Here is a 14,220-nt window from a genome sequence, read left to right on the forward strand (position 1 = left end):
AAACGCACGGGCCCGCGATGCGAGGCGCGTCGCGAGGCATCTCTCACGGAGCGATCCAGGAGGTCGATCGATGAGCGCCGTCACGCTCGCCGGCGACGCCGCGCACGCGCTCGACGTCGTGCTCCGCGCACGCGAGCACGAGGCCGCGGGCGACGTCGAGTTCCCGCTGACGCCGACCCAGCACGCGATGCTGGTGCACAGCCTGCGCGCGAGCGCGGCCGGCGTGGAGATCGAGCAGCTCGTGGTGCAGCTGCCCGAGGCGATCGACGTCGCGCGCATGCGCGCGGCGTGGACCTGGGGCGTCGACCGCTTCGAGGCGCTGCGCACGCATTTCGTGTGGCACGACGGCGAGCCGCGGCAGCGCGTGGTCGCGCGCGCGACGCTGCCCTTCGAGCACACGAGCACCGATGATCTCGTGCGCTTCCTCGCCGAGGATCGCGCGCGCGGCGTGGACCTCGGTCACGCGCCGGGCGCGCGCGTGACGCTGCTCTCCCGAGGGCCGCTCGATCACACGCTCGTCTTCACGTTCCACCACGCGCTGCTCGACGGTCGCTCGTTCACCCGCGTGCTGCGCGAGGTCATGCAGCGCTACGACGAGGGCGAGACCTACGATCCGCCCCGCCCGCCCTCGATGCGCGCGCACTGCGAGCACCTCGCGACGCGCGACCTCTCCGCGGATCGCGCCTTCTGGAGCGAGCACCTGCGCGGCTTCGGCGAGCCCACACCGCTCCCGGGGTCACGCGCGACCGCGGAGCTCGGCGCGCGACACGTCGAGCTCGAGGCGCGGCTCGGCGCGAGCACCACGTCGCGCCTCGTCGAGCTCGGCGTGCAGCACGGGTTCACGCTCGCGAACGCGGTGCAGGCGGCGTGGGCGATCGTGCTCGCGCGTCACGCGCGAGAAGACGACGTGTGCTTCGGATCCACGCGCGCCGCGCGCCACGGCACCGTGCCCGAGGCGCTCGAGGCCGTGGGCTGCCTCATCCACACCACGCCGCTCCGCGTCGCGGTCGCGCCCGATCGCGAGCTGCTCGCGGTGCTGCGTGATCTCCGCGCGTTCGGCCTCGCGGTGCGCGCGCACGAGCACGCGCCGCTCACGTCGATCCGCGAGTGGACGGGCCTGCCCGCGAGCACGCCGCTCTTCGAGAGCCTCGTCGTGTTCGAGCGCTACCTCGTCGATCGCGAGCTGCGCGCGCTCGGCGGCGCGTGGAGCGCGCGCCGGGTGAGCGTGCACGAGCAGAGCGAGCCTCCGCTCGTGCTCGCCGCCTATCAGGATCGCGACGATCTGATCCTGAAGCTCGAGCACGACCCCGCGCGCTTCGATCCCGACGTGATCGCCTACGTGCTCGATCACGTCGTCGCGATCCTCCGCGGCATCGCGGAGCGCCCGCAGGCGCGCGTCGGCGAGCTCGTGATGATCGGCGAGGACGAGCAGCGCGTCCTGCTCGCGCTCGCGGGCGGCGACGGCGCGCGGATGCCCTGCGACGCCACCACGATCACCGCCGCGATCGCCGACGTCGCCCGCCGTGCCCCCGACGCGCTCGCGCTCACCGGGGTGTCCTTCGCGCAGCTCGATCGCGACGCGGGCGTCCTCGCCGCGCGCCTCGCCCACGAGGGCGTCGCCCCGGGCGACGTCGTCGCGGTGTCGGTCCCTCGCGGCCGGCACCTCGCGATCGCCCTCCTCGGCGTGCTGCGCGCCGGCGCGGTCTACCTCCCGATCGATCGCGAGTGGCCGCGCGAGCGCGTCGCGATGGTGCTCGAGGATGCCGGCGCGAAGCGCGTGATCGTCGACGCCCGCACCCGCGATGCGTTCACCGCGCACCCGTGCCTCGCGATCGACGAGCCCACGTCGCTCGATCCCATCGCCCCGATCGCGCTCGACCCCGACGCGCCCGCGACGCTGATCTACACGTCGGGCTCGACGGGCCGCCCCAAGGGCGTGCTCGTCCCGCACCGCGCGCTGCTCGCCCATGCGCGCGCGATCGTCCCCGCGTACACGCTCGACGCGCGCGACCGCTGCCTGCAGTTCACCTCGCCGAGCTTCGACGTCTCGCTCGAGGAGATGCTGCCCACCTGGCTCGCCGGCGCGTGCGTCGTGCCGCGCAGCGAGCACGCGTCCTCGTCGATCGACGCGTTCCTCGTCGAGCTCGAGCGCCACGCGGTCACGGTCGTGAACGTGCCGAGCGCGTTCTTCACCGAGGTCGCGCTGCACCTGCGCGATCACGACCGCACGCTGCCCGCGTGCGTGCGCCTCGTGATCGTCGGCGGCGAGCGACCGAGCGCGCGCGCCTACGCCACCTGGCGCGCCCAGCACCCCGACGTGCGGTTCGTGAACGCCTACGGCCCGACCGAGGTCACGATCACCAGCACGCTGCACGATCCCGGCGCCGCGACGCCGAGCGAGCTCCCGATCGGACGCCCGCTCGGCACCTGCCGCGCGTACGTGCTCGACGCGGGCGGACAGCTCGCACCGCGCGGCGCGATCGGCGAGCTCGCGCTCTCGGGCCCGCAGGTCGCGCTCGGCTACCACGCGCGCCCCGAGCTCACCGCCGCGCGCTTCGTCCCCGATCCGTTCGCGCCCGGCGCGACGATGATGCGCACCGGCGATCTCGTGCGCTGGAGCGCGCGCGGCGAGCTCGAGATCCTCGGCCGCGCCGACGAGCAGCTCAAGATCCGCGGCTTCCGCATCGAGCCGGGCGAGATCGAGTCGGTGCTGCGCGCCGATGCGCGCGTGCGCGACGTCGTCGTGGGCGCGCGCCCCGATGCGTCGGGCGCCCTGCGCCTCGTCGCGTGGGTCGTGCTGCACGATCACGAGCTCGATCCCGCCCTCCTCCGCGCGACCTGCGAGGCATCGCTGCCCGGGTCGATGATCCCCTCGGCGTTCGTGCGCATCGACGCGCTCCCGATCACGCCGAGCGGAAAGGTCGATCGCCGCGCCCTGCCCTCTCCCGAGCTCGGCACCGCGCCCCGCGCGCGCCGCGACGACCCGCCCGAGGGCGCGTTCGAGACGTGGATCGCCGCGCTCTTCTGCGAGCTGCTCGGGGTGCCGGAGGTCGGCGCGAACGAGAGCTTCTTCGAGCTCGGCGGGCACTCGCTGCTCGCGGTGCGCCTCCTCTCGAAGCTCTCGGCGCGCGGGCCCATCGAGCTCGGCACGATCTTCCGCGCTCCCACCGTGCGCGCCCTCGCGCGCGCCATCGAGAACGGCACGAGCAGCACCGACGCGACGCTCGTCCCGCTGAACGCGCGGGCGCGCGAGCCGCTCGATCCCGCGCGCGCGCCCTTCTTCCTGCTCTGCGGCGTGCAGCTCTACGCCGCGCTCGGCGACGCGATGTCCGGCGATCGCGCCGTCTTCGGCGGCCTGCTCGCGTGCGAGGCCGACGTCGTCGGCCCGCCGCTCGACGTGCAGGCGATGGCGCCGGTCTACCTCGCGCGCATCCGCGCGCTCCAGCCGCACGGCCCGTACCTGCTGGGCGGCGTCTCGTTCGGCGGCGTCGTCGCGTACGAGGTCGCGCAGCGCCTGCGCGCGCTCGGCGAGCGCGTCGAGCTGCTCGTGCTCCTCGACACGATCCTCCCGCGCGGCCTGCACAGGGCCGGCGTCCTCGGCCGCGCCCGCACGCACCTCGAGCGGCTCCGCGACCCGCGCGCGTTCCTCGCGCACGTGCACGCCGCGATCACCCAGCGCCTCGTGCGTCGCACCGAGACCCCCGCCGCCGCGATCGATCCCGGCGCCCTCACGACCGAGGCCATCGACGCGATCCGCGACGAGCGCTTCCGCGCCGCCGCCGAGCGGCACGACCCGACGATGCGCCCCTACGAAGGCCCCGCGCTCGTCTTCACCGCGCGCCATCGCCGCGTGTTCCCCGGCGATCGCGTCGACCGCGACCTCGGGTGGACCTCACTCCTGCGCGGCCGCGTCGCGTACCACCCGGTCGACGGCAACCACCTCACGATCCTGCGCGAGCCCGGCGCGAGCGAGATCGCGCGCGTGCTGCGCGAGCGCCTCCAGAACATCTGACCCCAGCGCACTGGGGACGACCGTCCCCGCTCTGCGCCGAGTGCGCACGGCGTTGCTGCATCGATCCATCACGATTCGTGTAGGATCGTGTGTCGCACACCATGGCAGTGTTGTTGCAGCCCGCCCGCAGCGTGAGCGAGAGCTTCGCGAGCACCAAGACCCGACGGCCCCTCACGAGCACACCGCGCTTCCCAGCGCTCACGCTCGATCAACGCGGCGCGATCATGGTGATCGGCGTCTTCATGTCGGCGATGCTCGTCGGCATCCTCTATTACGTCTGGGGCCTCGGCGGCGCGCTGCTCTTCCGCGAGCGCATGCAGGACGCGGCCGACGCGTCGGCGTTCAGCGCCGCCGTCGTGCACGCGCGCGGCATGAACATCCTCGTGCTGCTCAACCTCATCATGTGCGCGCTCGCGGCCATCGAAGCGGGCCTGCACACCGCGCGTGACGGCCTGACGTACGCGTTCTACGAGGTCACCGCGACCTGCGTCGCCGGCATCGTCAGCTGGTGCTCGTGCTCGTGGTGCTGCGAGCAGTGCCAATACGTCCCGGGCTATCGCAGCTCGTCGAGCTTCGCCGAGGACGTGCACAACCTCGCGAAGCGCGCGATCGACCCGATGATGACGTTCATGCACGGCGTCGCGGTCGCCGTGCGTCACGGCGCGCCGGCGGCCGCGCAGCTGCTCGTCATCGACTACTCGCGGCGCGACCCGTACCACCCCACGACCCAGATGGGTCTGATGTTCCCGCTGCTGCCCGAGCTGCAGGCGGAGGACGACCCGACGAACCAGCCCTGCGACGATCGCGTCTACTGGCCCGCGATGGCGGTCGCCGGCGCGTCGTCCGCCGCGTTCCACGCGATGCGCGGCAACGGCGGATGGCTCTGGTACGCAGCGGGCATGGGCACCGCGTGGCTCCTCGATCACCGGAGCAACTCGCGCGAGTACTGCCCGGACTACTTCCAGCGCGTCCCGCCCGACTCGCACCTCGGCGAGGAGCCCTTCCAGATCCGCACCGCGATGTACGGCGAGTCGCCCTTCGGGTGGACGCGCGGCGGCGTCGCCATCGCGGCCTGGAACACCGACGAGACCGGCGGCGGGCTGTACGAGGGGCTCGACTACGCGACGCGCATCGGTTTCGCGCAGGCCGAGTACTACTACGACAACCCGAACGACGATCCCCACGAGGACTACCTCTGGCACCAGCGCTGGCGCGCGCGCCTTCGTCGCTTCCGCGTCGGCGGCAGCGGCACCGGCGACTGCACGATCCCCGGGTGCAGCGTCCTCGGCGAGCTGCAGAACGCGGTGGTGCACTGATGCGCGTCGAGGGCTCGAAGCGCGCCTCGTTCGCGCGCCGCCTGCTCGGCGATCAGCAGGGCGCGGCGATGGCCGAGGCCGTCATCATCCTCCCCGCGATCATCTTGATCTGGGGGATCATCCTCTACATCCACTTCGGCTTCCGCGACGCGCAGCGCAACATGGCGACGCTCCGCGACCACGCGTGGTCGCACGCGTTCTCCGCGTGCAAGACCAGCGTCAGCTCGCCGACCGAGATCGCCGAGGGCGGCACCTTCGACGGCGAGTCGAGCGGCGGCATCTCGGGGCTCTCGACCGCGCTCCGCTTCGTCACGTCGACGCTCTTCCAGATCGACGAGTTCGGCGCGCGACGCGCCCGCGAGATCGCGCGCCCGCAGTCGCTCGGCGGCGGCACGCGCCGGCTCGAGTGGGAGATGCTCATTCTCTGCAACGAGGAGCAGCGGGACGATCAGGACCCGCTCTGGGAGATCTGGGCGGACCTCGGTCTGCCTGCGATCTGAGCGGCGGTGGAGACGCGCATGGACACCGAGCGCACGCAGAACGAAGAGCCGACGACGACCGAGGGCGCCACGCCGCTCCCCGTCGGCGCCTCGCGCCGCAAGAACACCGAGAAGCCCGAGACGCTCGCGCCGAAGATCGCGCGGCTCACCGTCTTCACGCTCGTGCTCGCGCTCGTCGTCGGCGCGTTCACGTACGAGCGCGCGCGCGGCCAGCTCGGCGAGGCGCTCCTCGGCGCCGGCGCGCAGATGATGATGATCGCCGACGCCGATCGGCAGGACGCGCCGCGCCGCCTCTTCGTGAACGGCCAGTCGATCCACTTCAGCACCGGCGTCGCGCCGGTCGGCGTCGACGCGCTGCTCGATCGCTTCGAGACGGTCTGCGAGCGCATCGACGCGGGCCTCATGGAGCGGATGCACGAGGCGCTCGCGCGCCACCCCGACCCGGAGCGCGAGGCCTACGCCGCCTCCGCGAGCCCGGTGCTCCGCGACGAGAACGGCGGCGCCGGCTACGTCGCGTGCCTCGACCTCGGCAGCGGGAACGTCGAGCCGCGCGAGCTCCTCGCGCGCTTCGAGCGCTTCGAGCAGACCCGCGACCTCCACGCGATCGGCGACCTCCGCTACGTGTACGCCGCGCCGATGGAGGGCGGACGCTCGCACTTCGTCGCGCTCTGGACCGAGGGCACGTTCCGCTTCGACGAGGTGTTCCCCGACGGCACCGACGCGCGCGGCACCGACCCCGAGGACATCCCGCGTCCGCCCGGCGCGCGTCGCACGCTCAGCGCCTACGAAGAGGGCGATCCCCAGCGCGCCACGTTCTACGCGACCGACGAGCTCGACGAGGGCGGGCTCGTCTCGTTCTACCGCCGCGAGCTCGCGAGCGACGGATGGACGCTCCTCGCGCCGCCCGAGACGCTCGTCTCGAGCGCGAGCGTGCGCCCCGCGCTCGTCGCGCAGCGCGGCGATCGAATGATCTGGCTCGCGTTCACCACCGACTTCCAGGGACGCGTCAACACCGCGGTGATCGAGACCGGCGGGCTCGACGCGCCGGGCGCGAGCTGATGCGCGCGCGCGGGTGGCTCGCGGCCGCGCTCGGCGGCGCGCTCGTGCTCGGTGGATGCGGAGGCGAGGGTCGCTCGCGCGGGCAGCGCGCGGGCAGCGAGCCGCTCCCCTCGTCGGGGCCCGGCGTGTCGGTGCCCGCGTCGTCGAGCGCGCCGATGTTCGCCGGCCCGGCGTCGGGCCCGCCGCGGCGCGGCGCCGGTGGCGGTGGCCCGCCGACCGGCATCGAGGCGGAGGCGCTCCGGCTCGAGGCCCAGCGTCGCGCCGCGGAGCGTCCGAACCCGCTCGAGACCCTCGACGCGCAGGGCCGTCGCATCGCGACCGAGACGATGCAGGCCGTGCAAGACGCGCAGGCCGAGGCGGCGCGCGACGAGGACGAGGTCGACGGCGATCAGGGGCCCTGCGACGACGCGTGGGATCTGCGGGTCGCGCGCGGGCTCGATCGCGGCCGCAGCGTCAGCCGGCGCGAGCAGCGCTCGGAGTTCATGCGGCAGTGTCGCGCGCTCCCCGAGGACCAGCGCAACTGCATGAGCCCCGGCTACCAGGGCGCGCACCTCGAGGAGTGCGCCGAGATCCAGGAGCGCGCGGGACGCCAGCTCGCGCGCCGAGCCGGCGTCGACGTCCCGCGCTGACGCGCGCGCGACTACTCCTCCGGCTTCTCCTCGCGGCGCTTGCTCGCCTTGCGGAAGTAGCTCTTCGCGCGCCGCACGTCGCCCGGGAAGATCTCGCGCAGCGCGCCCTCGTTGCGCTGCAGCGCGCGGATGAGCTCCACGCGCGCGAGGCGCTCGGCGCCCCTCGCCGCGCTCGTCAGCCGCTCGGCCTCGAGCCACGCGCGCTCGGCGGTGGTCGCGCCGGCGGCGAGCGTCGTGAGGGCCTCACCGTGCGCGGTCGCGAGCGCGGGGAAGCGCGCGCCGAGCTCGGTGACCAGCGAGCGCACGGCGCGCTCCTGCTCCTCGCCGCGCATCGCGACGAGCTCGCTCATCCCGCGCGGCAAGCACGCGCGATAGCCCGCCGACGAGCGATCGCGACCCACCGCCGCGAGCAGCAGGAGATCGATCTCGCGGATCTGCTGATCGCTCTGGAAGTCGGCGCGCACCAGCCGCGCGTACGCCTCGACGCGCGCGTCCTCGGCGGCGTCGGTCGCGTCGGCCGCGTCGCGCAACGTCCGCTCCGCGCTCTCGATCCGCTCGGCGAGGTGCGCGGTCGCTGGGTCCGCCTTCACCGAAGCGCGGTGGTAGCGCGCGTCGCGCAGGATGATGGAGCTCGCACGATCTTCTTCGGGCATCGGCATCGGAGATCCTCCTCGTGAGCGCGCGAGCGTCCGCGCGAAGCGCCGGCACGGACAATCGAGGCCGTGTGTTCAGCTTCGATCGCGGCCAAGCGCGCCCGGAGGGCTCCGGATCGCGTCGGGGCGAATCCGAGGCGATCCGGAGCGCCCCGGATCGCGTCCGGCGCGCCAGAACGCGATCCGGAGATCGCCGGACGTCGTCCGGCCGAGGCCGAGCGACGCCCGGAGCGCGCGGGATGCCGTCCCGGCGCGCCAGAGCGCGATCCGGAGCGCGCCGGATCGCGTGCGGGGCGCTCGGAACGCGATCCGGAGATCGCCGGATGGCACCGGGAGCGCCGGAGCACGATCCGGAGCGCATCGAAGGCGCTCGCGCGAGACACGCGGGCGCCGCCGTGCGGCCGAGGCCTGGGGCGAGCTCGCCGCGACGATGCGCCCGCGCCGGCGGCGCGTGACGAGCTCAGCCGGGCAGCGCCGCGAGCGGGCGGATGCCCGCGGCGCCGAGCGCCTCGACGTGGGCGCGCAGGATCCCGGCGCACCGATGCCGCGCCGCGCAGCCATTGCACGCGGCGACGAAGACGCGCTGGCGATCCTGCTTCACGCGATCGTCTTCCGACCCCGGCACGATGCCGAGATCCCAGAGATGGAGCGCGCGCCCACCCTCCGCGCGGACCAGCCCCCGCACGAGGTGCGACGGCGGGAGCACGCAGACCGGCAGGTCGGTCTCGAAGCGATCAGCGTGACGCGCGACGACGCCCGCCAGCTCGTCGAAGGGGACGGCGTCGTGGAGGTGCTCGCGCTCTCCCACGCGGTTCGGCCACAGCATCCGCACGCTCACGTGGAGGCCGAATCGGCGCTGCGCGAACGCGAGGAGCTCCTCGAGACCGTCGAGGGTGCTCCGCAGCGCCAGCGTCGTGAGCACGACGCGCGGGCGCCCGAGCGCGAGCACGACGTCGAGCGCGCGGCAGAGCGTGTCGAAGCTGCCGGGCGTGCCGGTGACCGCGTCGTGCGCCTGGGCGGTCGCGCCGTAGATCGGGATCTGGACGGCGTTCAGCGGGCCCGAGGACAGCGCGCGCGCGAACGCCTCGTCGGCGAGGCGCTGTCCCGGGCTCTGCGCGACGATCGTTTGGTAGCCGAGCTCGCCCGCGCGCTCGAACAGCTCGAGCGCGTGCTCGAAGCGCAGCACGTCGTTGCCGCCGACGTCCACCGCGTGCGCGCCGAGCGACCGCGCGGCCTCGAGCTGGTGCACGAGATCGTCGAGGTGCGTCCGCGCGTCGACCCGTGGGTCGACCTGGTGCTGCTTGTCGCGGCTGGGACAGAACGAGCACGCCATCTCGCACGCTTGGGTGACGACGAGCACCGCGTGGTCGAAGCGTCGCGCTTCGGCGCGGAGCGCCTCGATGCCCGCGTCGAACGTCGCGCGCGACCACGAGCCGCCTGGGTCGCGCTCGACCACCGCGAGCCGGCGCTGCTCACGAGGAGAGCGCTCGGGCGCCTCGAGCACGAGGCCTCCGGGATCGCGCGCCGCGAGCCGGCGTGCGAACGCAGCGACGCTCTCGATCGCCGCGCGTGGCAGCGGCGCGCCGTCGCGCGTCACGTACGAGATCGCGAAGCTGCGGGTATATGCGAGCGCCTTCACGTCCTGCGCCCGAGTCGCGATGCGGAGCTGCACGTCGCCCGCCGGCGTGGCGAGCGCGAGCTCGATCTCGGCGCGCGTCTCGCTCGGGCGGACCGACGAGATCGCGAACGGCAGGCCCGCCAGCAGCGGCTCGAGGAGCGCGCGATTGCGTCGGAGCGCCGACATCGGCGCCTGACTCTACCAGAGCGCGAGCGCGCCGCGGTCCGCACGACCGTGCCGCCCCGCGCCTCTCGCCGAGACCTACTCGTCCCCGCCGACTTCCCCCGTCGCGTCCCGGCGGATCCCGAGCGCCTTCATCTTCTTGTACAGATGGCTCCGCTCGAGCCCGAGGTCCGCCGCCGTGCGCGTGATGTGCCCCTGGTGGTGCTCGAGCGCGCGCAGCACGAGGTCGCGCTCGGCCTCCTTCACCATGTCCTCGAGGTGCGCGCCCGGTCGGTAGTACCCGCCGCCCGTGCTCGCTCCGCCCTGCCCGACGTGCGCGCGCACGTCGCTCTCGTGGATCACGTCGCCCGGCACCAGGATGACGAGGCGCTCCACCAGGTTCCGGAGCTCGCGCACGTTGCCCGGGAAGTCGTGCCGGCCGAGCTGCGCGAGCGCGCCCTCGCTGAAGCTCTTGCCGCGACGATCGTTCGCCGCGCACGCGATGCGCAGGAAGTGCCCCGCGAGCACCGGCACGTCCTCGATGCGCTCGCGCAGGCTCGGCACGCGCAGCGGCACCACGTTGAGCCGATCGAAGAGGTCGGCGCGGAAGCGCCCTTCTTCGATCTCCTTCTTGAGCGGCTTGTTCGTCGCCGCGACGACGCGCACGTCGACCTTGAGCAGATCGCCGCCGCCCACGCGCTCGATCTCGCCCTCCTGGAGCACGCGCAGCAGCTTCGCCTGCATCGGCGAGGGCATGTCGCCCACCTCGTCGAGGAAGAGCGTGCCCTTGGTCGCGCGCTCGAACTTGCCGCGGCGCTGCTTCGTCGCGCCGGTGAACGCGCCCGCCTCGTGCCCGAAGAGCTCGCTCTCGATCAGCTCGCTCGGCACCGCCGCGCAGTTGAGCTTCTCGAACGGGCCCTTGTTGCGCTTGCTGCCGCGGTGGATCGCCGCCGCGACGAGCTCCTTGCCGGTGCCGCGCTCGCCCATGATCAGCACGTTCGCGCTCGCGCTCGCGGCGAGCGAGATCTGATCGCGCAGCCCGCGCATCGGCGCGCTCTCGCCGATGAGGCCCGAGGCCTCGCCCACGCGCTCGCGCAGCGACTCGTTCTCGTGCGCGAGCTTGGTGAACTGCAGCGCGCGCTCGAGCGAGAGCAGCAGGCGATCGGTGCCGATCGGCTTCTCGAGGAAGTCGTGGGCGCCGAGGCGCGTCGCCTCGACCGCGGTCTCGATGGTGCCCTGCCCGCTCATCACCAGCACCGGCGCGTCGATCTGCGCGTCGCGCAGCGCGCGGATGAGCGAGAGCCCGTCCATGCCCGGCATGTTCACGTCGACGAGGTACGCGTCGTACGCGCGCACCCGCGCCTTCTCGAGCCCGATCTCGGCGCTGCCCGCGACGTCGACGTCGAAGTCCTCGACGCGGAGCGCCCGCGAAAGCGTGCTCAGGATGTTCTTCTCGTCGTCGACGACCAGGATCGCGGCGCGCGGCATGGCCGCATGATGCCGCGTGTCGAACGCGAGCGGGAGAGCGGACGCATCGTCCGCGGTGCTAGCGAGTGTTGCCAGACGAGAGGAAAGCCGACTACGACGCCGACTCGGGTTGACGCGGCACAATGCGTGTGTTCGGAGTGAGGAATGGACGACGTTCTCGACGACCTTGTCCGCGCAGCACGCAGGTGTGAACGCGCAGCCCGACAACTCGAGACTGACGACTTACTCGCGTTGCGAAAGCGCGTGGGCGAGGCGATCTCCCAGGTGGAACGAGCGTGGTCGGGCTCCTGGATCGGATATCAGGCGCGGGTCTACACCGATGGGCTGCAGCCGCGCCGGCCAGGCGAGAACTTCGACACTGAGTGGGGAGCGGGGATAGGATCCGGGCTGCTAAACACAACGCAAGGTGAGTGGGCGGAGTACGACCACGATTACATCGTGGGCTATATCAGCGAGGCCGCGCGAGCGTCGGACAGCGACTGGGATCGTCTTGACACAGCTGCTGCGGCGGCCGCGGCGGTCTTCGAGGCGGTTCAGGCCGAGATCGTGCCGACGCTAGACGCGATCCTTGCCGCCCACGACGACGGCTCGGTTCGAAAAGCGCGTGCCGACATCGCGAAGTTGACCAGCCATGTCTCCGGCTCGGATTTCGCGCGCGCACTCGCCCCGCGCCAGCTAATGAGTCGCGACCGCCGCGCGATACAGGAGGGACTGCAGGTCGCGCCTCATATCCAGGTGCAAGCGCGACTCGCCGAGCAGTTCTCCTACGGCCACGAGGTAGCGGAGCTGGGCAAGCAGATCCGCTACGTCGCCACCTACCTGCAGAAGAGGCACAACATGAGAGGTAGGACAGTCGCTCGAACCGACGGGAAGATCTTCATCGGCCACGGCCGCTCGCCCGCTTGGCGTGACCTGAAGGACTTCATTCAAGATCGACTGCGCCTTCCCTGGGAGGAGTTCAATCGGGAGCCGAACGCCGGCAGATCTACGAAGGAGCGATTGGAGGAAATGCTCGATGCGTCCTCGTTCGCCTTTCTCCTGATGACAGCCGAGGACGAAACCGCTGAAGGGAAGCTGCAGGCGCGAGCCAACGTGATCCACGAGGTCGGGCTGTTCCAAGGCCGGCTTGGGTTCGAGCGCGCGATCGTTCTGCTGGAGGAGGGCTGCGAGGAGTTCTCGAACATCAGCGGGATCACGCAGATTAGGTTTCCGCAGGGCAACGTAAAGGCGCAGTTCGAGGAGGTTCGCCGCGTCCTCGAGCGCGAGAACATCCTCCGCACGTAGCGTCCGATCCGCGGACGGAGGAGGCGACGTTGCCCGTACGAAGTCCTCCTGAGTCAGTCCTCGCGCGCCTCGCGCAGGCCGAGCTCCTTCATCTTTGTCTGCAGGCTCTTGCGCGAGATCTTGAGCAGCCGCGCGGTGTGCGTGACGTTGCCGCCGGTCTGCTGCAGCGCGCGCACGATCAGCTCGCGCTCGACCTTCGCCGCGGCCTCGCGCACCAGCTCCTTGAGCCCGATCTCGCCGCTCGCGGTGGGCTCCTCGCCGAGATCCTCGTCGTCGTCCTCGTCGATCTCGGCCCGGCGCGCGCTCGCCACCGCGGCGTGCGATCCCGGCGAGCTCGGCGGGGTCACGCGCAGATCGGGCGGGAGATCGCCGACGTCGATGCGCTCGCCGTCGCAGAACAGCATCGCGCGCTCGATCACGTTCTCGAGCTCGCGGATGTTGCCCGGCCACGGATGCGCGAGGAGCACCTCCATCGCCGCGTCTCCCACGCCGACCACGCGCGACTTCTTCAGGCGCTCGCGGAAGCGCTTCACGAAGTGCTCGACGAGCAGCGGGATGTCGCCCTGTCGCTCGCGCAGCGGCGGCAAGCGCATCTGCACGACGTTGAGGCGGTAGTAGAGATCCTCGCGGAAGCGCTGCTCCTTGATCTCCTGCGCGAGGTCGCGGTTGGTCGCGGCGATGAGGCGGACGTCGACCTCGATCGTCTTGATGCCGCCGACGCGCTCGAACTCCTGCTCCTGGATCGCGCGCAGCAGCTTCACCTGCATGTTCACGGGGATCTCGCCGATCTCGTCGAGGAAGAGCGTGCCTCCGTCGGCGAGCTCGAAGCGGCCCGGCTTGCTCGTGACCGCGCCGGTGAACGCGCCCTTCTCGTAGCCGAAGAGCTCGCTCTCGATCAGGTCGCGCGGGATCGCGGCGCAGTTCACGCGGATGAACGGCTTGTCGTGGCGCGAGCTCTTCTCGTGGAGCGCGCGCGCGATGAGCTCCTTGCCGGTGCCGCTCTCGCCGGTGATCAGCACGGTGCTCGGCGTGTCCGCGACCTTCTCGATCACCGAGTAGATCGAGAGCATCGCGGGCGACTGCCCGATGAGCCCGCGCTCGGCCATCTCGCCCTCGCGCTGCCGCAGCTCGGCGGTGCGCGAGGCCTTGTCGACGACGTTCTTGAACTCCGTGCGATCGAAGGGCTTGGTGACGTAGTCGAAGGCGCCGAGCTTGAGCGCCTCGACCGCCGTGTCGACGGTGCCGTGCGCGGTGATGATGATCACCGGCAGCTCGGGCTGCGACGCGGTGATGCGCTTCAGCAGCTGCATCCCGTCGAGCTTCGGCATGCGCAGGTCGCTGATCACCACGTCGACGTGGTTCTCGGCGAGCGTCGCGAGCGCCTGCTCTCCGTCCTCGGCCATCAGCACGTCGTAGCCGTCGCGCTGGAGCTGCGCGCCGAGCACACGGCGCAGGTTCGCCTCGTCGTCGGCGATCAGGATCTGCTTTTTCTCTCGCAT

At 72.2% G+C, this 14,220-nt stretch carries 10 protein-coding genes; 6 read left to right on the forward strand and 4 right to left on the reverse strand.

The features are described from left to right. Positions 1-70: 70 nt before the first annotated feature. The 5 genes from DB32_RS32250 to DB32_RS32270 all read left to right on the forward strand — a co-directional run bounded on the left by DB32_RS32250 (position 71) and on the right by DB32_RS32270 (position 7,516). Positions 71-4,012 (forward strand): non-ribosomal peptide synthetase, encoded by a 3,942-nt coding sequence (locus tag DB32_RS32250; RefSeq protein WP_053236490.1) that lies wholly within the window; start codon positions 71-73, stop codon positions 4,010-4,012. A 101-nt stretch (positions 4,013-4,113) separates the two neighbouring features. Beyond that, positions 4,114-5,328, forward strand: a complete 1,215-nt coding sequence (locus tag DB32_RS32255; protein WP_157069634.1) for a hypothetical protein — start codon at positions 4,114-4,116, stop codon at positions 5,326-5,328. Next, positions 5,328-5,828 (forward strand): TadE/TadG family type IV pilus assembly protein, encoded by a 501-nt coding sequence (locus tag DB32_RS32260; protein ID WP_053236492.1) that lies wholly within the window; start codon positions 5,328-5,330, stop codon positions 5,826-5,828. The genes DB32_RS32255 and DB32_RS32260 overlap by 1 nt, the downstream gene beginning before the upstream one ends. An 18-nt stretch (positions 5,829-5,846) precedes the next feature. Beyond that, complete coding sequence (locus DB32_RS32265) at positions 5,847-6,887, forward strand: hypothetical protein (protein ID WP_157069635.1); 1,041 nt, start codon at positions 5,847-5,849, stop codon at positions 6,885-6,887. Beyond that, a complete protein-coding gene (locus DB32_RS32270; protein ID WP_053236494.1) occupies positions 6,887-7,516 on the forward strand; it encodes a hypothetical protein in 630 nt (209 codons plus the stop codon). Before DB32_RS32265 ends, DB32_RS32270 begins: the two co-directional genes overlap by 1 nt. A gap of 11 nt (positions 7,517-7,527) precedes the next feature. Here DB32_RS32270 and DB32_RS32275 read toward each other — a convergent pair whose 3' ends face one another. The 3 genes from DB32_RS32275 to DB32_RS32290 all read right to left on the reverse strand — a co-directional run bounded on the left by DB32_RS32275 (position 7,528) and on the right by DB32_RS32290 (position 11,437). Continuing rightward, positions 7,528-8,175: a hypothetical protein gene (locus tag DB32_RS32275; RefSeq protein ID WP_053236495.1), complete on the reverse strand. Its 648-nt coding sequence runs from the start codon at positions 8,173-8,175 to the stop codon at positions 7,528-7,530. A gap of 454 nt (positions 8,176-8,629) precedes the next feature. Beyond that, a complete protein-coding gene (locus tag DB32_RS32285) occupies positions 8,630-9,973 on the reverse strand; it encodes a radical SAM protein (RefSeq protein WP_053236497.1) in 1,344 nt (447 codons plus the stop codon). Positions 9,974-10,048: 75 nt separating this feature from the next. Continuing rightward, a complete protein-coding gene (locus DB32_RS32290; RefSeq protein ID WP_053236498.1) occupies positions 10,049-11,437 on the reverse strand; it encodes a sigma-54-dependent transcriptional regulator in 1,389 nt (462 codons plus the stop codon). A gap of 144 nt (positions 11,438-11,581) precedes the next feature. Between DB32_RS32290 and DB32_RS32295 the strand changes: the two genes are divergently transcribed. Beyond that, positions 11,582-12,721, forward strand: a complete 1,140-nt coding sequence (locus DB32_RS32295; protein WP_075097680.1) for a TIR domain-containing protein — start codon at positions 11,582-11,584, stop codon at positions 12,719-12,721. Positions 12,722-12,774: 53 nt separating this feature from the next. On the opposite strand, the gene DB32_RS32300 is transcribed toward DB32_RS32295, so the two are convergent. Next, entirely contained in the window at positions 12,775-14,220 is a 1,446-nt protein-coding gene (locus DB32_RS32300) for a sigma-54-dependent transcriptional regulator (RefSeq protein ID WP_053236500.1), read from the reverse strand.

It is taken from the genome of Sandaracinus amylolyticus, assembly GCF_000737325.1.
GTDB lineage: Bacteria > Myxococcota_A > Polyangia > Polyangiales > Sandaracinaceae > Sandaracinus > Sandaracinus amylolyticus.